The organism is Candidatus Hydrogenedens sp., assembly GCA_035361075.1.
Taxonomy (GTDB): Bacteria; Hydrogenedentota; Hydrogenedentia; order Hydrogenedentales; family Hydrogenedentaceae; genus Hydrogenedens.
The window spans coordinates 1-22,275 of sequence record DAOSBX010000010.1; the positions used below are offsets into that span (position 1 = coordinate 1).

Consider the following 22,275-nt stretch of genomic DNA (forward strand, 5'->3'; position numbering starts at 1 on the left):
CTGGCGTGCCTTCAACTACACCCTCTGGCGTGCCTTCGGGGGTACCTTCTGGCGTACCTTCAATTACACCCTCTGGAATTCCCTCTGGGATGCCTTCGGGTATGCCTTCTCCTTCAGGTACACCTTCACCTTCAACAACTCCTTCACCTTCGGTTACTCCTTCACCTTCGGTTACTCCTTCACCTTCGGTTATTCCTTCACCTTCGGTTATTCCTTCACCCTCAGGGCATGGTCCTGTTGAGAAGTATAAAATTATTATATCACCTAAATTGATAGGCTTACCTTGTAACGGCTCTTGCCTTATAAAATAATTTTTAGGAATTTGGTTATTACACTCCCATTGTAGATTAAGGTCAACATCAAATCCTAAAATTTCTTTTAACTTTGCTTTAATTTCATCTGTATTGTTAAATACATCATCGTATGTAAAATTAGCACCACCTCCACCTATATTTAATGAGGCTAAGACATCTTGCATATCTGGAACAGTTTTAGTTTCACCCTCTACTGTCCCTTCGCCTTCGTGTGTACCCTCTGGCGTGCCTTCTGGTGTACCTTCAACTACACCCTCGGGGGTGCCTTCGTGTGTACCCTCTGTTGTACCTTCTCCTTCACCCTCGGAGGTACCTTCTATTGGCTTTGATACAACGGTAATAAACACGTTTATTTCAATTTTTGCCGTTTCTCTACCAATCTGAGAAATAACTATCTTTCCACTATGAACACCAGCCGACAAACCTTCCCGAGAAGCTATTATTTTTATCTCCTTAATATCCTTCTTATTCTTGCTTTCACTCTGTTGAGGTATTATACCTACAATCCATTTCTCAGGACTCATAACTTTAAACTTTAGTTTTGTAAGACTTACAGAACTGTCTTTCCAAACTTTAAGTATTTTTTCTGTGTCTGTGTTACCAAAATCAATAGTTTTTGGGTCTACCCCAATTTTGGGGGTACATCCTGCTAATAGGAGTACACTTATCGTTACTACTAAAAGCCCTAAAAAACTTCTTTTAATCATCATTCTGTCTCCTTATTTATTTTTCATTTGTTTATTTCAATTTTAAAAACCAACGTTATATATATTATACCATCTTATATAACAAAATATTTCATTTTCAAAAAATTATTTTGAAATTTTTATAGAAATTTCTACAGGTGCAACTTCTTTTTTCGTTTTACTATCTACTTGCTTAATAGTTAATTTGCCATCATACGATTTGCCCTCTTCCAAACCTTCACGGCTAACTAATATTGTTATATCTCTTTTATCCCTTCTATTTTTAGACACATCTTGTTCAGGATTAATTCCATAAATCCATATATTTGAGGCCTCGTCATTTTCTATTTTGAATTCTAACTTTTTAAGTACAATAAACTTATCATTCCATACTTGAATTGTTTTTACCGAATCTGTTTTCCCAAAATCAATAGTTTTTGGGTCTACCCCAATTTTGGGGGTACATCCTGCTAATAGGAGTACACTTATCGTTACTACTAAAAGCCCTAAAAAACTTCTTTTAATCATCATTCTGTCTCCTTATTTATTTTTCATTTGTTTATTTCAATTTTAAAAACCAACGTTATATATATTATACCATCTTATATAACAAAATATTTCATTTTCAAAAAATTATTTTGAAATTTTTATAGAAATTTCTACAGGTGCAACTTCTTTTTTCGTTTTACTATCTACTTGCTTAATAGTTAATTTGCCATCATACGATTTGCCCTCTTCCAAACCTTCACGGCTAACTAATATTGTTATATCTCTTTTATCCCTTCTATTTTTAGACACATCTTGTTCAGGATTAATTCCATAAATCCATATATTTGAGGCCTCGTCATTTTCTATTTTGAATTCTAACTTTTTAAGTACAATAAACTTATCATTCCATACTTGAATTGTTTTTACCGAATCTGTTTTCCCAAAATCAATAGTTTTTGTACTTACACCAATCTTTGGAGTACAGCCTGACATTAAAATTACAAGTTGGATTCCTATGACTACCATTAACAAATTTCTCTTTAACATAACTTTTTCTCCTTACTTAAATTTTATATGTTTCTTTATTGTTTTTTTCTATCACCAACTTATCTCTTCTTTACGTATAACACATTTAAAATACAAAAGTCAAATTTTTTCAACAAAAAAAATAACTTTTTCTACCCTAAAAAACTTCATAACATTAATTCTATGCTTTAAGCTTAACATATATTTAATATTTATGTCAAATATTTAATTTCAAAAAATAATTTATATTTACAATGATATTATAATAACTTTTGAAACTGGCTATTTTTTTGTAAATTATATTTCATTCTTTCTTATTGTTAATTCATCAAAATTAGGTAGTTTCAATAGTGTGATCATCACAATTTCTCCATAAATTTTATACCTTACAGGGACATCAGTAACCCCAAACCCACTGGTTGTATAGCCTTGCATCTTTGCACAGGACCATTTTCCTAATCCATATTTCCTTTTACATCGTGCATTAAAATATAAAGGACCAACCCATGGGAAACCGATTTGTCCTCCGTGTGTATGCCCACATAGGTATAAATTGATTCCCCAAAGAGCACTCTCCTCTATAACCTCAGGTGAGTGTGAAAGCATTATATAAAAAGCATCATTAGGAGCATCAGCAAGTGCTAAAGACACATCTGCACAGTTAAAATTGTGTGGGTCGTCAACACCTGCAATCCAAATATGAATTCCTTGATGCTCAATTTTTACCCCTTCGTTTACCAGAATTTTGATTCCAATATTTTCCATTTTATCCCTAATTGTGCTGATGTCATGATTTCCAAGAACTCCAAAAAATCCATATCTTGACTCCACAGGTTCTAATAATTCACGAAGCATCGGAAGCACAAATTCTTCTGAGCCCATATATCCGTAGCGATAATCCCCCCCTAACAGAACCAAATCTACAGGTGTTTTTATTTGTTTCGTAAGACTGCAACCTGAAATAAACCATTCTTGATAATTTTGAGACAAATGTAAATCGGAGATAAATAAGATTTTAAACCCATGTAATTCTTTTGGGAGTTCAGAGTAAATGAATTTGACTTGTTTCAACGAAATTCGTGTAGCGTTCAATCGTCCTCTGTTGTATAATCCAATCGATTTTAAGAATAGTGAAATTGCTTTCGCTTTCAAGAAGCCTATCCAGTCAAAATATTGAAGTTCATCACCTTCCCGAAGATTATATGTATTTTCAACTTCAATCCTTTTCTTCCACAATTCCATTCGTTTAGAATCAATGTCGTTAAACATTTTCTCTTCTGTGTTATTTTCTATATTTTCCTTCTCCATTTTCTTACCTTAACAAAATGATTCTAAGTGCCATGCAGACTTGACAAAGCCTTCCTCTATCGACTGAGCGGTATCTTCATGCTCAATACTCAATACGCCGTCATAACCATTATGTTTTAAGTGGCTTATATATTCGCCCCATCGTATTACACCAAATCCTGGCAGAACATATTTCCACCATCCCTCACCATAAATACCTACCCTTGCTTTTTTTGTATAATCAATCAAGGTATCTTTAGCGTGAGTATGAAAAATACGGCTTTTAAATTCGCAAACTGGTAACAAATAGTCACATTCTTGATGAACTAAATGAGACGGGTCATAATTAAGCCCTAAATTTTCATCTGGAATGTTTTTAAACAATTCTTCAAACGTATCCAATCCTTGCAAATTTGTTTGATACCAATTTTCAAGGGCAATTCGAATTTTATATTTTTTAGCATGGGCAAGAATTGGCTTAAACGCCTTAGGCAAAACCTGCCTAATAGTCTCGACTTTACTTAACCCTGGTGACGGAAACCCACTTAACATGCATATTATATCTACATTTAATTTTTTTGCAGAATCTATTACGCACTTTGCCACCTCCTGAACTTTTGAACATTTCTTTGGATTCGTCAAATTAACATCATAATAAGCAAGTGCTGTAATTTTTCGGTTTCGGTTATCCAATTTGTCTCTAATTAAACGTACTCTCTGTATATCGAGCTTAGTTGGGTCTATATGCAAACTACCAGGGTACGTCATAACCTCAAGTCCTGTAATATTTGCTGTTTCTGCAAAGTCAATCACATAATTTAAATCTTTATCTGCAAAAGGAGCTGTCAACATTCCAACAAACATAAGAATCTCCTCTCAAAAATTTAATTCCGTATGAAACATAAACTTTCTTTATTTTGACCAAATTTTATCGTAATAACGTTGAACACGACCTTTCATTAACTTCAATTGTTCAACAACATCTTTATTTCCTCCAGCGTATTCAATCATAAGTCGACCTTCTTCAAAACACATTTCATCGTGTAGAGGCAACACATACCGAAGTAAGAAATGTGTGTATGCAACCAAACGATATGGTCCATATGGTCTCGGTAGCATTCCACCTGCTGCTTCAACAGCCACAGCCTTTTCCTCTTTAATAGCATTAATTAAATCAGAAAGTTCCAACGAAGGGGAAAAACAAATTGTATAATACCTGCCGAACATATCATGGTTCTCACAACTATGACTATCACTTATTCCGACAATAGGTACTTTTTTACCTTTAGACTTTGCCTCTATATATTTGGCTAATTGAAGATTATTGACGTCAACTTCTTGTAGTTCGTCCCAACCAAAGCCACTTATGAGTTCTACCGCATCAAAAATAGTCGTTTCAAACAAATAATCTACCAAAGCGTTTGCGATATAATTTGTATTTCCTGGACGCCAATAAGGATGTGCAAAAATACCTAAGCCACCCCTTTCTCTAATTTTCTGGAATGTCCATAAACAAGAAGCATATTGGAATTTATCTACACCATACGGCATATCACCCAAGGTATTCATAATAGATTGAACTTCATCTCGATATATCTTTTCATCAAATTTATACAACTCAGTTATACCTTCTTTTGCTCCGAAACTTACAAAATGTACTGGATTATCTGGTGGATGGACTTCTTCAGACGGGTAAAGACGTAAATCTATAGGCAACCCTTCGAATGTTTTTATCGCTTCCATTGACCCCGCATAATTACGATGGTCAGATAATCCCATAAAATCGAAGCCTACCCGACGACACGCACCAGCTACATATCCTGGTGATTCTCTTCCATCTGAACGGAAACTATGCATGTGAAAATCACCTTTATAAGGTCTAAGAGTAAATAGGTCAGGGTTTAACGAATAAACATGAAAAGAGCCTACTTCTTTTACTTTATTGTCTGGTGTTATTTCCTCTATCTTAAAAACATGTTCCTGTTCTGCCTCAAAATATTTTGTGATTGTAAAAATATTGTTTGCTGGAGTTATTTCTTGTGCTTCCGCTTTTTTCCAACCTGTCTGCGTTGCATATCTACCAACAGGGATATATGTAAATCGATATGTATGCAAAGGTTTAGGAAATGCCTCGTACCTTGAGACGATCTGAATCGTTGTTTCCTTATCTGCTGGGACAATTCGTGGCACTACTTGAAAATACCTATCAGGGGCGTACGCTTTTAAACCACTGGGAAGTGATGGTGTAAATAATCCCTGTGAGTGTGTTGATTCAGCACATAATACGAAAAGTATAGTTAACAGTGTTAAGATGCTTTTTTTAAGGTTGATTTTCATCTTAGAATCTCCTTTGTATTGTTTTGTTAATTGTAATTTGTTTATATATCTATATAAAATATTGAAAAACAATTCTAATCGTTTTCTTTAAAGAGAAACAAACAATAAACTTTTAATTTATATAGAGAATAAAAATGTGGGCTTCAGTAGTTCTAATTTTTGCAACTTTTTTTCAGCCTAATACCACATCGGCTTTACCATCAGAACAAATAATTCGTAATTATTGGGAACATATTCAAGGCTTGATGCTACAATTTGATGAACTCAGGGAAAAAGAAACAGACCCATCATGGAGAAAATCAAGAGTTTCATCAAAGAAATTCCCTTTTGACCTTCTCAAAGACTTACATGCAAGAGAACTCCTAAGAGCCTGTCGAGAAGGAATCGAATCAGCTAAAAAGGAAGGGATAGCAAAAAAATGGAGTGAACAAGAAATTTCATTAAAATGTGAAGAAAATATTGCTTATGTGCTTGAATACTATGGAATCCTTATCGAAAAATTTTCAGAAGTAGACTACCTTATCTACTGCATGGGAGCAGAACAAGAAACACCCGAACTTCGCTTATTTTTACTCAAGAATTGCATGAACGAAAATAATCCAAAGACATTGTTTTCAATTCATTTTAATTCTCTATTAGAAAACCGAGAAGAAGAGTTACAAAAAATATTAATTGCTACCGTAAAAAGAGTAAATGAAAATCCAGAAATACAAAAAGCAAGTATGGATACTCTTTACAATTATTTCAAATCTAAATATCAGAAAGTATTAGAAAAAGACCCTATTTATCAAGCGTATGCACTACAACAAAAGCAGGAAATAAATCCTTTATGGCTCGATAATGTTCAAATTCCAAAGCCCACTGAAACAACACAAATAGAAATAGGCAAATTAAATAATCAAATAAATGAATTTATGACGCAACTGGAGATAAAAATTAAAGACAAGAGACAAATAGACACCAGTATCTCAGAAAAAGCAAAAGAGATATTAGAAAAAATATATAATTCTTTACCTGTTTCTAATAAAGAGCGATTAAAATCTCTAATAGCAAGCAAAGAATAATATATAAAGAAGGAAAATGAATTAATACGATGTTGTCAAGCAAGCAAAAGCTAAAAGAGGCAGAAAAACTATATGAAGAAAAAAAATATTCGGAGGCACTACAACTTCTAAATGAACTTGAACATGAAAACCCTGGGGAGAAAAAAGTTGCTTATGGCAGAGCGATGTGCCTTGCACGATTGGGAAATTTTGCAGATGCCATGCTTCTATGTGACGAACTTTGGGCACGGTATCGAGATGAGAAAGCTAAAGTACTAAAAGAAAAAATAATGGTTTGGGCAGAAGAAGCAAGTGCTCTGCCTCATGCTACACAGATAACCCCTAAAAAGGTTTCTGTAATTTATCTTATCTGGCAAAAAACGAAACGGGTTTTATGTTTCCTGTTATTTTTACTCTCTCTGGGAATGCCATTTATTGGATGGTGGGGCTTAATGATCGCTATCAATAAAAACTGGTTTTCGGTTTCACTAGAAATGACCTTAGCATTTGCAATTTTCTGGCCTCTGTTTTTTCAAATTGTATTCTGGACATCACTTCAAGGTGCACGTGCTCAGTCTTTTGGAGATACTGCTCTTCTTTCCTTCCTTAATTGGCTTGCAGATATTTCCCTTCTACCTTTTTTAAATCTGTTTCCAATAATAGGTTGGTTATTAGGTGCTTGGTGGCTTATGCGAAAACGAGAGTTGTCATTTAGTTCTTCTTTTGTTTTAATGGTACTTAATCATTTTATGTTTTGGTTATCTTTTTTAGGCATAGTTGGAAGTATTGGAATAGGTGGGTGGGCATGGATTTTAGCTCCGATTATTTTACGGATATAATTATATTTGGACACTCCAAATAATCATACTAAAAGTTTTTAATAAAATGGCTAAAAAAGTAATTGTAATAGGGTGGGATGGTGCTACAAGGAAAGTAATTGAAAGGGGATTAGATGAAGGTTGGCTTCCTTCTCTAAAATCCTTCTTAAACAGTGGACGTCTTTTAGACTTAATTTCGACAATTCCATTTGCAACAGTTCCTGCATGGACATCTTGCTTTACCGGTGTAAATCCGGGTAAACATGGGTATTTTGATTTTACAGAACTAATAAAAGGAACATATAAAATACGGTTTACCAATGGCTCTTTTCGAAAATTTCCTGCGGTTTGGAACTGGATTTCCAGAGCAGGTAAGAATGCTATTGTGGCTGGGGTTCCGGGAACATACCCAATCGAGGAAATCAATGGGATTATGGTTTCCGGTTTTATATCTCCACTTCCCGGCAAATTAACTCCCGACCAGGTTTATCCTGAAAAATTATATCCAATAGTTAAAAACTGGGGCTATGGAGGCATTAACGAAACTATTATTAGAAAGAAAAAGCATCAAAAAATAATTGATATTTTAATTGACAGAATTAAAAGAAAAGAACATATTATCTTAGAACTACTCCGCAACTATGATTGGGACTTGTTTATTGCTGTGTTCAACGAAAGTGATACGGTAAGTCATCATTTCTGGATGTTTTGGGATGACCATTCTCCACGACATCAACAAGGTTTTAAAGAAGCAATTCCAATCGTTTATAAACACCTTGACAACACGTTAGGACGAATATTAAAAGAGGCAGAAAAGAACGATTGCCTTGTAATGCTTGTTTCTGACCATGGTTTTCAGGCCTCAGATACAACAATTATACATATTAATAACTGGCTTGCACAGAAAGGTTATCTTAAATTCTATTCAAATAGAGAGCCATTGATAAAAAAGTTAGGACTTCATCTTTTTCCATATAAACTTCAAAGTTATTTATTCCATAAATTACAAAAATATGCTGAAGAAATAGAAAGTAACGCACGTTTTGCTGGAATAGATTGGGAACGAACGACCGCTTTTTCTGAGGAATTAGATTACTTCCCCTCAATCCGTGTCAATCTAAAAGAGCGAGAACCTCAAGGCACTATTCCAGAAGAGGAATATCTAGATTTCGTAAATCATATATGTAAAGAATTAAAAAAATGGGAATTTATAAAAAACGCTTATTATCGTGAAGAAATTTATAAAGGTCCTTTTGTTGAAAAAGCACCTGATATTATATTAGAAATTGCGGAAAACGATAGTGGTGCGGTTCCATGTTGTGTTCGGTCAAAGGGTGGGGAAATATCTCGTGTCTTATCTCCAAATCAATATCAAGGTGGAAAAGAACAAGGAATGAATGGACATCATAAAAGAGAAGGCATTCTTTGCATCTCTGAAAAAATCCCTTATGAAAAAGCTAATATTGAAGACATTTCAGCCACTGTAGGTGCAGTTATGAATGTTCCTGCTCCTCCCTTAGATGGCAAACCTTTGTTAGGTTCCTTGTTGACTGACAAAGATTATCCCATTGATAATTATGAGGAACAAAATTTAACACCGTATGAGGAATGGTTATTAATTCAGCAGATGAAAGCGATAGGATATTGGCAATAACAATGAAAATAGGTTTTGTTGCAGGTTGTCCTTACCCTGTACCTCAAGGGTCTCAAGCATTTATCCGTGAGAATGCTCTTACGTTAAAAAAACGAGGGCATGAAATTCATCTTATTGTCTATGGACATGGTGTTGGTCAAATTACAGACGACTTTATTATCCACCGAAGTCCCAATTTACCAGGGGTGCAGAAAATATCGGCTGGACCTTCATTGAAAAAAATTTGTCTTGACCTACTCATGGTAAAAACATTAAAAGATGTATGTAAAAAACATCAATTACAAGTATTATTTGCTCATAATTATGAAGGTTTACTTATATCACTTCTGGCTGGGATACGACCCATTATTTACCACGCGCATAATGTAATGAGTGATGAACTTCCTTACTATTTTAATTCTAAAGGTAATTTTTTTGGTGTGTTGGGTAATTTTCTTGACACAAATTTTCCCAAAAGAGCAAACTATATCATCGTTCCTCATGAACGACTTGCAGGGAACCTAATATTAAAAGGTTGCAAAAAAGAAAAAATAAGAGTTATTCCACCACCCATCGATATCGATTATTTCCCAGTAAGCAAAATTAAAAAAGAAGCTCTTCCTTCTATTCTTTACACAGGAAATCTGGATAAATATCAAAATATTGAATTTTTATTTAAGGTTGTAAAACGAGTCCGTGAAACGATTCCAGAGACTCGGTTTGTTATTGGGACATTTGAAAAAATAAATATTCCTGATGCAGAAGTTATTCATATTGGCACATTTGATTCCCTAAAAAAGTTATTAGAAGAAGATTCGATTATGGCAATACCTCGTACTTCATGGTCAGGCTATCCAATAAAACTGCTCAATGGAATGGCAAGTGCAAAACCTGTAGTTTGCTGTGAAGGTTCTGCCTATGGAATAAAACATGGTTTCAATGGTTTAATCGTTGCTAATAACGATGAAGATTCATTTGCCAATTCATTAGTAACGTTAATGACAAATCCAAGACTCCGCGAAGAATTAGGTAAAAATGCCCGTGAAACGATAGAAAAATATAACAACCCAGAAATAATTGGGAAAGCACTTGAAGATTTGGCTCTGAAGTGTATATAAAACGCAATTACACGTTAGACTTCTCATCTTTAAATCGATGAAAAACACGCTGTACCTCTAAAATTAACAATACGGCAAGTAAGATTAATACACCTGCAATGATAACAAGAATATATTGATGACTTTTAATATTACTATACATAAATAGAAGTAATGCGGAAATTGTTGTGATAAGCATAAAAACCATAGGAATTTGGACAAATCGATATTTCTTTCCTAACCCCCGAGCCACCCAAACCATAATCCCTAATAACGCAATTCCAGCTACTAATTGGTTTGATGCTCCAAACACAGGCCAAATAATTTTCCAGGCTGGGACATCACCACTACGGACAAAGAGTAAAGTTATAGCACAAACAATACTAATAATAGTTGCTGTAAATCGGTCTAACTTCATCTTGCTTAGCTCTTGTAATTGATAGCGCGCAAGCCGAGTTGAAGTATCTAATGTGGTCAAAATAAAGGAATTCACTGCTAACAACCCTAAAGATTTCCCTAAGGAAGGATTGATATGAACTAAACTTGCAAACTTTGCAAACCCTTCTCCAAATACAGCAAGTGGTCCACCTTTTTCAGGGATATTTCCTACTAACATAATGCAACTCAGAGATATAACTGCAACAAATCCCTCTAATAACATTGCACCATAACCTATTGCCTTCGCATCGGGCTCACAGCGTATTTGCTTGGAGGTAGTGCCACTGGCAACCATACAATGAAACCCTGACACTGCACCACAAGCAACGGTGACAAAAAGCACTGGCCATAGATATGTATTTTCAGAAGGAGCAAAGGATTTAAACATTGGCAGTGAAATTTCAAATGAAGCCCCACCAAAAAGAATGCCAATACTTGCTATAAGAACCGCAAAATAGAGTAGATATGAGGCAAGATAATCCCTTGGCTGAAGTAAAAGCCAAACTGGCAAAATGGAGGCAAAAAATACATACCCAATTAACATCCACCTCCATGTCTCCATCGAAAACTGAAAATTTTGTTGAATAATTTCTGCTTTTCCTATCCAAACTGCAATCAGAACAAGCGGTATTGCCACTACAGAACAATATAACAATGGGAAATGAAAACGGTATACTAAAAGCCCAAAGATTAATGCTAACAAAATATACAGTGTGCCAGAAAATGCTACAGATGGGTCCTGAGCAAAAGTATCTGCTGATAGCTGTAAAAAAACAGCAATAACTAAAACAAGAGCAAGCCATGTAAAACAAAGGAATAAAATTTTTGCCTTTCGGCTAACCCATTGGTCAATCACTTCCCCCATGGATAGTCCACGATGCCTGATTGATGCGACTAACGAACCAAAATCGTGGACACCTCCAATAAAAATTGAACCTATAACAACCCACAAGTATACTGGCAACCAACCGAACCATCCCCCAGCAGTAATAGGTCCAACAATTGGTCCTGCACCAGCGATAGAGGCAAAATGATGTCCTAACAAAACAGATGGATGAGCTGGACAGTAGTCAATACCATCATATTGGTCTTCTGATGGTGTCTTGCGATTTTTGTCAAGTTCAAAAACACGAACAAGGAAACTTCCGTAGGTAACATAAGCAATTAAAAACAATGCAAATCCAACAATTGATAGAATCAGTATCATCTTTATTCTCCTACCACCCAATAAATATAAATTTCGTAGATTATACCACAGAAATAAATATTAAAAACATAAAAAATTATGGAAAGAAAATGTCATTTCAAATTGTTTACAAAAAGAAATTTTCAACAGATAAAGAAAGGAGTTTAGAAATGAGTGCCATTCTCGATGAAGTATTAAAAGCCAATAAAGATTATTCAGAGCATTTTGATAAAGGCACACTTGCAATACCTCCTGCTCGACATTTTGCAATTCTCACATGTATGGATGCAAGATTAGACCCTGCAAAATTTGCTGGATTGATAGAAGGAGATGCCCATATTATCCGTAATGCAGGAGGTAGAGCCAGTGATGATGCTATCCGTTCATTAATCATCTCTCACAAATTGTTAGGAACAAAGGAGTGGTTTGTTATTCATCATACTGATTGTGGGATGCAATTATTCACAAATGAGGTTATGTATAAATTACTATCGGAGAGCCTTGATACAGCTGTTTTTGATGGGAAACATTGGCAAAACCCCACCAAGGATAATGGAAGCAATGAGGGACAATACATAAATTGGCTTACTTTTGAGAATCTTGAACAAAGTGTCATTGATGATGTCCATAGAATAAGAAACCATCCATTAGTACCCAAAACCATACCTATTTACGGGTTTATATATGATGTTCGGTCAGGCAAACTTGTCGAAGTTCCTAAAGCAATGGCAATAGGTACCAGCAAGACATAATATTCCAAAAAGAATCTTAAAGTTGACATCCATATACAAATTTCTACATCATAATTATTCTATGATATTGGGAGTATACGGTATGTCAACAGAATATAACCTTCAGCATGTATATCTATCACCTACAAAAAGTGCTTTAATTATAGTAGATATGCAAAATGACTTTGTTCATCCTGACGGCAAGTTATTTTCTACTAATTCAAGAAATATCATTCAGCCAATTCATAGTTTACTTAATAAAGCAAGACAATCAGGCGTAAAGGTTATCTTTACACAGGACACACATTTTCAAAATGACCCTGTTGAGTTTCCCATCTGGGGTGAACATGTGATTAAAGGAAGTTGGGGTTGGCAAATAATTGACGAATTAAAACCAGAAGAAGATGATATCATCATTGAGAAACTCCGCTATGATGCTTTTTTTGGGACGCCACTTGAACATATCTTAAGAATTCTGAAAATAGATCAATTGGTTATTGTCGGAACAGTAGCAAACATTTGTGTATTACATACCGTATCCAGTGCGGTACTATGTAATTTCAAGGTCTCCGTACCAATAGATGCTATATCTGCTCTAAACGAATTTGATTATTCTCTTACACTTCGTCAAATGGATTTTTTATATAAAGTGCAACTTACAAAAGAATCATTAGTCTATTTTACGGATAAGTAAGTATTTAATATCAGAAATAAAATTGTCTTCGAACAAGAAGTGTTTTGTTATAATTCTTTTGTTTCCTTAAAAATTAACGAAAAAAGAGTGGATATGCTCAAATTAAGATTATTTATTCTTTTTCTTTTTTGTGTAATTTGTTCGGGTTGTAATTTTTATTTTGGCATTACTCCCAAAACAATTCATTTTGACACTCAGGAAGAGATTAAAACCTTTGACATCTATCATAGAAATTTAATTAATTCCAAAATCGTAGTAACAATCAATCCGACACAACCATGGTTAGAAATTACTCCTAATGAGGCTGTTCTAACAAAAGGGGATAGAATATCTATCCAGTTATTTCTAAATAGAAATTTTTCTAATCCAGATAAAAGTTATCCGGAGTATGCAACGGCAAAGGTAAATGTAAAAAGTTATTTTGCAACAAGTAGTTTGACAGTCACAACAGCCCCAAATTACTTTACAGAGATTTTTGAAGGTGACGTTGACCTAACAAATACATCTCTCGTTTTTAAGCCAGATGATAGTATCAGTTTTTACAAATTTTCAGTCAATAATATTGATAAATTTTCCGAAGACAGTACTGATGCAACCATCATTGATTTTGGCTCATTAAATAAACCCCTTGCCTTAAAACTTGATAACGAGAAAAAAATCCTTTTTTATGGAAATAGCTATGATACTATCTATATCTCTTGGTATGGATGGATATGTTTTGAAGAGCCCAAGAAAAAACAACCTACTTCGACAGACCTTCAAAAACAATTAGATTACCATTTCTACTATCCAAGGATTTCCATTTTTCCCTCTAATGCAAAAAATTCTGGGACTGTTTCGTATAAACAATTATCTAATAGATTAATAATAACTTACGAAAACGTTTCTACGTACCAAAATGAAGGGAATGGTGCATTAAATACTTTCCAAGTTGAATTATTCTTCAATGGTCGAATTAATCTAAATTACTTGGGATTGGATACATCGGCAAGAGGGGTTGTAGGTTTATCCTATGGAACAAAAGAGCTGAGTGAACCTTCGGGGTTCGTTGAAAGTGATTTTGTAGCATCTACAAAATAACTGGCTGTGAACATGTTGAAATACTGTAAGGAAGGAACCAGTGCCAAAATTCAAGATCTCAAAATGTCCATGGACATTATTATTTATATTATTTATAGGCATTCTACTACGCATTCTTTATCTTCAAGAAGCACGTTCTCAGCCGTGGTTTGTAAGTCCTCTATATGACCCTCAATATAACGATTATTGGGCAAAAGCCCTTGTTACTGGAGATTGGACTCTTCCGCCGTACGTTAACGACCCAGAAATTCGGACTACACCACATGGTCGACCGCCAGGATATCCCTATCTGTTAGCTATTATTTACTACCTGTTCGGTATAAACCCCTGGGCACCAAGGATTGTTCAGTTTATTTTTGGAATCTTAAATATTATTCTTTCCTGGTTCTTAGTAAAAAGATTTGGAAATCAATTACTTGCTAACATTGTTGCTCTCCTTGTTGCTACTTTTTGGGGATTTATATATTTTGAAGCACAATTAACATATCCAGTTTTTGCTGTGTTCTTACTTTTGGTCTGGTCTCATTTGCTGTTAACATGGATACAGAAACCTGAAAAAAGAAAATACCCCTTTTTTATAGGACTTGTTTTAGGATTTCTTGCATTATTTCGACCAAATGGTTTACTTCTTATTTCAATTTTCTTTTTATATCTACTTAAAAATATTCGCTTTCATAAAGCTTATCGATATTTATGTTCATGCATAATTCTTTTCTTGTTAGGACTTATCATCCCAATTGTTCCTTGCTTTGTCCGTAATTATGTGGTTTCTCATGATTTTGTTTTCATCTCATCTTATGGTGGTCTCAATTTCTATGTTGGTAATCATCCGAATGCAAATGGTGCAGAGCCACGTATTCCAGAATTACAAACCTGGATTGGTTGTGATGAGTGGTCCTGCTTTGACTACCCAGCAATTGTTCGAGGTTTAGCACGAAGTTTAGGAAAAGAATCTATAAAGTTTTCAGAAGCCAATAGATATTTTTACAAAACTGCATTTCGATATATTATCCACCATCCAAAAGAATGGATAATTTTAACATTAAGAAAAATATTGTTATTCTGGGGTCCGATAGAAATAACCAATGATACTGTACCTGCGTGGGATAAACAAACATCATTTATATTAAAGCATCTTCCTTCTTTTCCAATATATTTATCATTATTTATCACTGGTATCTGTTTGATGGTGTATCGTTTATTTCGTGGCAAACCTGATAACTCTAATAGTTTTTTACAAATATTGATTTTATCATCGCTAATTACATTTATTTATTTTCTATCCGTCCTTCCATTTTTTATAGCAGGCAGGTATCGTATACCAATAATGGTGTTTCTGTTTATTATCAGTGGTTGGGCAATTTCAGAATTTATAAATTTATTAAAAGTAAAAAACTGGAAGGGAATTCTGGCATTCCTCTTTATTTTCTTTTCCTCTCTTTTTATTACTCGAATAAATCTTACAGGTTACCAACCTTCATTATCCGTATGGAATTTTAGGCAGGGCGTTTCAGCAAGCATCTCTGGGGATTACAAAACCGCAAAGTATTTTTATAAACAATCCCTCAAGGAAGACCCAGAAAATATTTTTGCTCGTATTAACTATTCGCTTACTCTTTCACGTTTAGGTAGACCTTCTGAAGGTATTTATGTCTTGACTAACAATTTTTCATCTCCTCTAAATACTGCGTTAGAACAAAATGCTTTAGGATATTTGTTTGAAACAATCGGAGACTTTGATAAGGCAAAATATCATTATGCAAAAGCAATAATTATTAACCCTTCTTTTGTTCTTGCACATGCGAACATTGCACATCTTTATTTCAATCAATACCAGTATTATGAGGCAAAGGCACATTTTGAACAGTTGAGAAAATTACAACCGACAAATCCAATTGTTTATTTTCAATTAGCCCGAATTGCGGAGTTCATGGAAAACAAAGATGAGGCAATACGCTTATATAAAGAGAGTGTTAAATTGAATGCATCTCTATACGTAGCATGGAATAATTTAGGATGGCTATACGAACAAACAGGCAACACCGCAGAAGCACAAAAAGCATATAAGAAGGCTATTGAACTCAAACCTGATTACGTTCTTTCTCGGATAAATTATGGAAACTTGTTATCATCGTTAGGCTTATATCAACAAGCACAAGAACAACTTGAAACAGCCTTAAAATATGAGGCAGAGAATTGTGAAGTCTTTTTCCTATTAGGGAATGTGTTTGTTGGATTATCAAAATGGGACGAAGCAGAAGAAAAGTATAATAAAGCTTTGAAGTTATGCCCTGAGTATGCAAATGCGTGGAATAATTTAGGACTTGTATTGTCCTTTTCAAGGAGGAAAGAAGAGGCTCGGGAGAAATGGCTCAATGCTATAATTTTAGATGAACAATTAATGGAGTCATATATAAACTTAATCCATTCATACGAACAGCAAGGTGAATGTGATAAAGCAATTACTTTTACATTGAAAGCATTTATGTTATTCCCAAATAGTCAAGAAATTCTATCGATCTGGAATGGATTAAACTGCTTCAATTGAATAAAAAACACGATAAAATGTAAAATCATGCTTATTATTTTCAATGTCTGAGGAATTATTTTTTAAGGAGTGAATTTTATGTCTATAAAAAAACATCAGGAAAATCGTCTTTGGGCTTTCGAAGCACTAACTCTTTTGGAAGAATTCACGAATGACCCTGAATTTGAAGGTGATAAGAGTCAAGAAATAAACCGCATTCGTGGCAAACGAAGCGAACTTAAAGATGGAAAATACCGCGTTGTATTTTTAGGTGAATTTAACGTCGGCAAGACAACTTTAATCAATGCTTTTTTTGGAGATACCTATCTACCGATGGTTTTAGAAGAGTGCACAGCAAAGGTTACCCATGTGATGAGTGGTGATACCATGCAATTAATTTTACGTTCTCAATCTCCTATACCTTCAGAGACAATTCAAGTATTAAGAGAATTCTTTTCATATACGGGTATAGAAGCCGATATTTCCCCAGATACTTCTTATAACTTTTGGGTTATTACTTATAAAACAGCATATCCAGAGGATATTCACAGGACATTAAGTGCTATTGTGACTCTCACAGCAGATGAAGAATTCCCAAAATTAAAAATATTAAGAGAAAAAGTAGATGAAGTTATCGTTGTTATTCCCGAAAAAACTTTCGAAGAAGATATAGCCCTCGTTGACTCACCAGGTGTACATAGTATTACAGAGACTCACAAAAAAATTACTGAAGACATAATCCCCAATTGCCATCTGGTAATATGTCTCTTAGACAGTCAAAGTGCTGGGAATGAACACAACCGTGACTTTATCTCTAAATTAGTTCGCGAATATCAACGAAAGGTCTTTTTTGTTATTAATAAATCTGACCAACTCAATCCTGATGAGATAGACCCACAAGGACGTCGTGGTCCTGCAAAAGACCTATTGCGGTGTATTGATGGAATTGTTGATAATCCAGAGATTTTCTTCGTCTCTGCGTTATATGCATTGTATGCCTCTCAATTACGTTGTGGGACAATTACATTAAATGATATAGATAAAAATGAAAAGATTCATATTCCGTATCAAATAAGGAGCCAACTTGAACAGACTCTAAATCCTGCAGAAGAAATTGCAAATTATCTTATGACACGTAGTTCATTTGGCACCTTTAAAGAACGGTTCCTTGACTATTTATATCGTGAAAATCGAGAAGGGGCAATTTTAACCTCCGTATGTAGATTTATTCGTGATATTGCACATATCTACGCTAAACCTTTCGAAATAAAAATTCAATTGGCTCAACAAAATCCACGATTAGAACGGATTCGTAAAGAACGACAGCAACTCCAAAAACAAATCGAAGAGAATATGAAATTTATGAACGACATTATTCAGATATTTGACACAATAACTGCTGGTGGAACTATAGGGGAAAATAAATATGAGGGATATGAACATTTAATAAGTAGATTATTCTCAAGACAAAACATAGAAAATGATATTTTCAAACCTATTCGCCAATGGTTATGCACAGGTGATAATTTAACAAAAGCACGGAAGAATAAATACCTACCGTTACAACAATACTTAGGCGAGATTTTAGACAACTTCTTAAAATCTACCTCAACTGAGATAAACAGAGTTATCGATGAATACGAATGTTATATCACCAGAGATATAATTCAAAAAGGATATAATTTTACATCGTTACCATATTCAAAAATTGAATTAGAAAAGGGTGCAATTGTAGCCATAGATGCAAGCCTTGCCTTTTCCTATTTCCTTTTCTTTTTAGGAGGTGCGGTTCTTGGAGGAGTTACAGGTGCCATCATAGGTGAAGGTTTTCTAAGCAACTTCCAATGGGCAGATTGGTTAGGAATGGCGGTACCGATTATACCTCATCTGTCTGCTTATATCTTAGGTGGAATAGGAACGGTTCTTGGTGCTTTATTAGGTTTAATTGCTCGCTCCTTTGGCGGAGATGAAATACGTAGAGAAAAATTAATTGAAAAAATAAGTGAATATATCGAAAAAACGCTTATTCAAGGAATTAAAGAATCCTTAAAAAAGAATGTTGAAACGAGAAAGAGCCAATTTATTTCGGCATTACAGTCTTTTTTTGACAATCTAAATACAGAATTGAATCAGCAAATCCTTAAATTAGCGGAAGAAGAGAACCGATTAGAGCAGGCACAAAAGGAACTCATTTTGCGACTTCAAGGGAAAATAGACAAACTCAATCAAATTGCAAACTGTGCCCATGAAATTGTTGATAGTACTTTTAAAATAACTTCTGGGATATAATATAAAGAAAAAGAAAGTTTGAAAAATGGAATATACAACATTAGGAACTTCGGACCTAAAAGTATCTGTAATTGCTTTCGGAGCGTGGCAAATCGGAGATGCTTCTTTTTGGGGGGAAAGTAATGAAAAAGAAGCAGAGCAAGTGGTTAACTATGCCATAGAGGAAGGAATTAACCTTTTTGATACTGCAGAGATGTATGGCTCTGGTGAATCAGAAATAAGGTTGGGAACAATCTTAAATAATCATAAACGCTCACAAGTAATCATTGCTACGAAAGTAAGTCCTCAAAATTGTCATCCTGATTTGCTTATTCAGTCATGTGAAAATAGTTTAAAGCGGTTAAACACGGATTATATTGACCTTTATCAAATCCACTGGCCTCCCAAAGACATTCCTTTTTCTGATGTCTATGAAACAATGAATAAACTAAAAGAACAAGGAAAAATCCGCTATATTGGCGTTTCTAATTTTGGTAAAGAGGATTTGCAGAACTGGTTTGATTGTGGTGGTGTTTCTATTTCCAATCAGATTGGATATAACCTGCTTTTTCGTGCCCCTGAATATGAGATTATTCCATATTCTATAAAACACAATATTGGGATTCTGGTATATATGCCTCTTATGCAAGGGCTTCTGGCGGGACGTTGGCAAAAAGTAGAGGATATTCCCATATTACGTAGACGAACAAGACATTTTTCAAAGAATCGTCCTGGTACCAGACACGGTGAAGAAGGCTGTGAACGACTCACATTAGAAACAATACAAGCAATTCACGCATTATCTGAGCATTTAAGAATTCCAATGGCAACGTTGAGCCTATCGTGGTTACATTGGCAAAAAGGGGTTTCTTCTATCATTGTCGGATGTAGGTCAAAACAACAATTAGAGAGCAATATAAAGGCTCTACTTACACCTCTTGACCCCGAAGTATTTGCATTGCTAAATGAGATTACCTATCCATTAAAGAGATATATGGGTACCAACGCTGATATGTGGGAGAATGAAAATAACAAACGGATTCATTAATCCAACTATACACGGAACAATTTATCTACCTTACCCTTAAAATCTGCAAATTAAAGTTTCTCTCCCCAACGTGCTTTTCGTGATTGTTCTTCAAGCCAACGGCATTGAAAAGCCAATCGTTCTATCCATTGGGATGGCGTATACCCTGCTACATTTGGATTATTTTTAGACTGGTAAGAAACAGTGGTAATATGCTTCACACCGACCGCATAGAATAGTGCAACCAATTCTGCATATGAAAGGGTTCTTCTTTTTTCATAATGTTCCAATAACATAAGGGTTCGCATTCTTAGTTTTTCTTCATTCATACTTGTTCGAACACACAAATTGGAAATGGCATAGGAAATATCTTCTAAATAACATCCTAACCCCGCAAACTCGAGGTCAATAATGGCTAATAATTTATTTCCTGAAAATAAAAGATTAGCCCCATGCCAATCTCCATGAATTAGCCCTACTTCAAATTCTGAACGCTTTTCGATAGAAAGTTCTTGTGTAGAACGTTGGATAAACTCAACTAAATATTTGTAATATGGTCTGAGGGCTTCCTCATCTTTTTCTCTACATGCCAGTTTATAAAAACTTAAAAAGACATTTTTTGGAACCTCACTAAACCGCCACATATTAACATCCCGCGGTGGTGCTGGGAAGCCATAGCACACTTTATGAAACATACCCAGTGCCTTGGCAGAAATAGCCAAGGTATTCAAATTTAATGTCATAGGTTCACCTTTGACAAATTCTTGTAATTCCAGAATCCAGTCATCGACCTCGACATAACCTTTACCACTCTTTGCTTTTTGTATACGGGCTACTGGCAAACCATTAATAAATAAATGGTCGGAAAGACGGTGTTGAAAATTTAAAGAGTCGATAACAACGAGTTCCCTTGTATACGTTTTTGCAAGGAATACACCTTTGGTCGTTTCAACTACCATTTTTCGATGACGTCTTTGATGAGCCCCTTCTAAAGGCCGAGGCAAACCCACTTCACCTACGTCATAGTTTTTGCGAATAACATCAGCAACTATTTCTAAACCCTGAAGTTCTACGGTCATATCTCCACTATTTTGTTTTCTAATACTTAGTCAACATCCTTAATACATAAATTTTACAGTAAATAATAAAAAAAAATAAAATCCTTTATGAGAAGCTAACCTATTAGATATTAGATAAATGGTTTCCAATACTCAACCGATTTTTTTAGATCAGAAAGTACCCTCTGTTCAAACGGATATCTTTCTCGGTGGCTGATTTCAAGTATTAGAGAGATTGAATTTATTCCAGCCTTTTTTATAGTTGATATTATTTTTTCAGGAAATATTTTTCCATTCACGTTATACTCATCTGTGAAAGGATAATGTCCTCCTTTATCTTGAAGACTCTGTTTTAAATGGAGGACTTTTATTTCACCTCCAAAATGTTCTATCCAAACATAAGGATTTGTATCATCTGGATTTGGAGAAGAAACATCTCCATGGTCTACATCGAAACAAAGCGTCATAGGAATGGAAAAGTTAACTTTACACAGATTCTGGATTTCTTCTGCAGATGAGATGGTCTCTCCTATTTCTCTCGAGATAGACATTGGTTCCCAAAGAAGATATTTCAAACCTATCTCAGCTCCATACTCAGACAAATTCCGCCAACATTCAACTCCCTTATGTATCCTTTTCTGCCTGATATTCGAATCTGCATTATCATGAACTGTTAAAATTCCGAAATGACTTCCTGAACCTTCCGCACCAAGGAAAACTGAAAGTTTGAAAAACCTCTTAAACCAATCAAGCCATGCATTACGAATATCATCATCTGGATGTAATAGGTGATTTACCCGTGTAAATTGGGAAGTAAAACTTGTCTGTATCCAGATGTTATATTTTTCACACGCATTTCTTATTTTTTCTGCCTGTTGATAAACAATTTTCTCTGGGTACCACGGATTTAATAAATCTGCAGTAAATTGAACTACAGATAGTCCTAATTCTTCGGCGACAATCCTTGTCCAATCTTCAGGTTCAACAAAACGATTTATAGCAAATCCAGTATTTATACCAAATAACATAGACATAAA

At 34.7% G+C, this 22,275-nt stretch carries 19 protein-coding genes; 10 read left to right on the forward strand and 9 right to left on the reverse strand.

Annotation, left to right across the window (positions count from 1 at the left end; genetic code table 11):
- From PLJ10_04630 to PLJ10_04655, 6 genes are all read right to left on the reverse strand, one after another.
- A partial coding sequence (locus tag PLJ10_04630) for a hypothetical protein (GenBank protein ID HOK08929.1) occupies positions 1-1,021 on the reverse strand: 1,021 nt, incomplete at its 3' end.
- A gap of 105 nt (positions 1,022-1,126) precedes the next feature.
- A complete protein-coding gene (locus PLJ10_04635; GenBank protein HOK08930.1) occupies positions 1,127-1,528 on the reverse strand; it encodes a hypothetical protein in 402 nt (133 codons plus the stop codon).
- A gap of 105 nt (positions 1,529-1,633) precedes the next feature.
- A complete protein-coding gene (locus PLJ10_04640) occupies positions 1,634-2,035 on the reverse strand; it encodes a hypothetical protein (GenBank protein HOK08931.1) in 402 nt (133 codons plus the stop codon).
- 276 nt (positions 2,036-2,311) lie between these two features.
- Positions 2,312-3,322 carry a metallophosphoesterase gene (locus tag PLJ10_04645; GenBank protein HOK08932.1) on the reverse strand — a complete coding sequence of 337 codons (1,011 nt, stop codon included), beginning with the start codon at positions 3,320-3,322 and terminating at the stop codon, positions 2,312-2,314.
- Between the two features lie 9 nt (positions 3,323-3,331).
- The gene (locus PLJ10_04650; protein ID HOK08933.1) at positions 3,332-4,165 is read right to left on the reverse strand and encodes a sugar phosphate isomerase/epimerase; all 834 of its coding nucleotides are present in this window, start codon (positions 4,163-4,165) and stop codon (positions 3,332-3,334) included.
- 48 nt (positions 4,166-4,213) lie between these two features.
- Positions 4,214-5,638: a hypothetical protein gene (locus PLJ10_04655; protein HOK08934.1), complete on the reverse strand. Its 1,425-nt coding sequence runs from the start codon at positions 5,636-5,638 to the stop codon at positions 4,214-4,216.
- Positions 5,639-5,772: 134 nt separating this feature from the next.
- Between PLJ10_04655 and PLJ10_04660 the strand changes: the two genes are divergently transcribed.
- Genes PLJ10_04660 through PLJ10_04675 form a run of 4 tightly spaced genes read left to right on the forward strand, consistent with a single transcriptional unit; the run spans position 5,773 to position 10,250 of the window.
- A complete protein-coding gene (locus PLJ10_04660) occupies positions 5,773-6,702 on the forward strand; it encodes a hypothetical protein (protein ID HOK08935.1) in 930 nt (309 codons plus the stop codon).
- A 29-nt stretch (positions 6,703-6,731) separates the two neighbouring features.
- Positions 6,732-7,520: a tetratricopeptide repeat protein gene (locus PLJ10_04665; protein HOK08936.1), complete on the forward strand. Its 789-nt coding sequence runs from the start codon at positions 6,732-6,734 to the stop codon at positions 7,518-7,520.
- A 46-nt stretch (positions 7,521-7,566) separates the two neighbouring features.
- Positions 7,567-9,153: an alkaline phosphatase family protein gene (locus PLJ10_04670; protein HOK08937.1), complete on the forward strand. Its 1,587-nt coding sequence runs from the start codon at positions 7,567-7,569 to the stop codon at positions 9,151-9,153.
- Positions 9,154-9,155: 2 nt separating this feature from the next.
- Complete coding sequence (locus tag PLJ10_04675; GenBank protein HOK08938.1) at positions 9,156-10,250, forward strand: glycosyltransferase family 4 protein; 1,095 nt, start codon at positions 9,156-9,158, stop codon at positions 10,248-10,250.
- A 7-nt stretch (positions 10,251-10,257) separates the two neighbouring features.
- Here PLJ10_04675 and PLJ10_04680 read toward each other — a convergent pair whose 3' ends face one another.
- Entirely contained in the window at positions 10,258-11,874 is a 1,617-nt protein-coding gene (locus PLJ10_04680; GenBank protein HOK08939.1) for a carbon starvation protein A, read from the reverse strand.
- Between the two features lie 149 nt (positions 11,875-12,023).
- Between PLJ10_04680 and PLJ10_04685 the strand changes: the two genes are divergently transcribed.
- The 6 genes from PLJ10_04685 to PLJ10_04710 all read left to right on the forward strand — a co-directional run bounded on the left by PLJ10_04685 (position 12,024) and on the right by PLJ10_04710 (position 20,201).
- On the forward strand, positions 12,024-12,605 hold the full coding sequence (locus PLJ10_04685; protein ID HOK08940.1) for a carbonic anhydrase: 582 nt from the start codon (positions 12,024-12,026) through the stop codon (positions 12,603-12,605).
- Between the two features lie 82 nt (positions 12,606-12,687).
- Positions 12,688-13,278: an isochorismatase family cysteine hydrolase gene (locus PLJ10_04690; GenBank protein ID HOK08941.1), complete on the forward strand. Its 591-nt coding sequence runs from the start codon at positions 12,688-12,690 to the stop codon at positions 13,276-13,278.
- Between the two features lie 93 nt (positions 13,279-13,371).
- The gene (locus PLJ10_04695; GenBank protein HOK08942.1) at positions 13,372-14,358 is read left to right on the forward strand and encodes a hypothetical protein; all 987 of its coding nucleotides are present in this window, start codon (positions 13,372-13,374) and stop codon (positions 14,356-14,358) included.
- Positions 14,359-14,398: 40 nt separating this feature from the next.
- Positions 14,399-16,906, forward strand: a complete 2,508-nt coding sequence (locus tag PLJ10_04700; protein ID HOK08943.1) for a tetratricopeptide repeat protein — start codon at positions 14,399-14,401, stop codon at positions 16,904-16,906.
- A gap of 78 nt (positions 16,907-16,984) precedes the next feature.
- Entirely contained in the window at positions 16,985-19,174 is a 2,190-nt protein-coding gene (locus tag PLJ10_04705) for a dynamin family protein (protein ID HOK08944.1), read from the forward strand.
- A 25-nt stretch (positions 19,175-19,199) separates the two neighbouring features.
- Complete coding sequence (locus tag PLJ10_04710; GenBank protein HOK08945.1) at positions 19,200-20,201, forward strand: aldo/keto reductase; 1,002 nt, start codon at positions 19,200-19,202, stop codon at positions 20,199-20,201.
- A gap of 50 nt (positions 20,202-20,251) precedes the next feature.
- On the opposite strand, the gene PLJ10_04715 is transcribed toward PLJ10_04710, so the two are convergent.
- Together PLJ10_04715 and PLJ10_04720 are read right to left on the reverse strand one after the other, a co-directional pair.
- The gene (locus tag PLJ10_04715; GenBank protein HOK08946.1) at positions 20,252-21,259 is read right to left on the reverse strand and encodes a phosphotransferase; all 1,008 of its coding nucleotides are present in this window, start codon (positions 21,257-21,259) and stop codon (positions 20,252-20,254) included.
- Positions 21,260-21,369: 110 nt separating this feature from the next.
- The gene (locus PLJ10_04720; protein HOK08947.1) at positions 21,370-22,272 is read right to left on the reverse strand and encodes a TIM barrel protein; all 903 of its coding nucleotides are present in this window, start codon (positions 22,270-22,272) and stop codon (positions 21,370-21,372) included.
- Between the last annotated feature and the right edge of the window lie 3 nt (positions 22,273-22,275).

Coding starts and splice junctions, on each gene's coding strand:
- PLJ10_04635 (HOK08930.1), bottom strand. CDS start 1,528: ATGATTAAAAGAAGTTTTTTAGGGCTTTTAGTAGTAACGATAAGTGTA.
- PLJ10_04640 (HOK08931.1), bottom strand. CDS start 2,035: ATGTTAAAGAGAAATTTGTTAATGGTAGTCATAGGAATCCAACTTGTA.
- PLJ10_04645 (HOK08932.1), bottom strand. CDS start 3,322: ATGGAGAAGGAAAATATAGAAAATAACACAGAAGAGAAAATGTTTAAC.
- PLJ10_04650 (HOK08933.1), bottom strand. CDS start 4,165: ATGTTTGTTGGAATGTTGACAGCTCCTTTTGCAGATAAAGATTTAAAT.
- PLJ10_04655 (HOK08934.1), bottom strand. CDS start 5,638: ATGAAAATCAACCTTAAAAAAAGCATCTTAACACTGTTAACTATACTT.
- PLJ10_04660 (HOK08935.1), top strand. CDS start 5,773: ATGTGGGCTTCAGTAGTTCTAATTTTTGCAACTTTTTTTCAGCCTAAT.
- PLJ10_04665 (HOK08936.1), top strand. CDS start 6,732: ATGTTGTCAAGCAAGCAAAAGCTAAAAGAGGCAGAAAAACTATATGAA.
- PLJ10_04670 (HOK08937.1), top strand. CDS start 7,567: ATGGCTAAAAAAGTAATTGTAATAGGGTGGGATGGTGCTACAAGGAAA.
- PLJ10_04675 (HOK08938.1), top strand. CDS start 9,156: ATGAAAATAGGTTTTGTTGCAGGTTGTCCTTACCCTGTACCTCAAGGG.
- PLJ10_04680 (HOK08939.1), bottom strand. CDS start 11,874: ATGATACTGATTCTATCAATTGTTGGATTTGCATTGTTTTTAATTGCT.
- PLJ10_04685 (HOK08940.1), top strand. CDS start 12,024: ATGAGTGCCATTCTCGATGAAGTATTAAAAGCCAATAAAGATTATTCA.
- PLJ10_04690 (HOK08941.1), top strand. CDS start 12,688: ATGTCAACAGAATATAACCTTCAGCATGTATATCTATCACCTACAAAA.
- PLJ10_04695 (HOK08942.1), top strand. CDS start 13,372: ATGCTCAAATTAAGATTATTTATTCTTTTTCTTTTTTGTGTAATTTGT.
- PLJ10_04705 (HOK08944.1), top strand. CDS start 16,985: ATGTCTATAAAAAAACATCAGGAAAATCGTCTTTGGGCTTTCGAAGCA.
- PLJ10_04710 (HOK08945.1), top strand. CDS start 19,200: ATGGAATATACAACATTAGGAACTTCGGACCTAAAAGTATCTGTAATT.
- PLJ10_04715 (HOK08946.1), bottom strand. CDS start 21,259: ATGACCGTAGAACTTCAGGGTTTAGAAATAGTTGCTGATGTTATTCGC.
- PLJ10_04720 (HOK08947.1), bottom strand. CDS start 22,272: ATGTCTATGTTATTTGGTATAAATACTGGATTTGCTATAAATCGTTTT.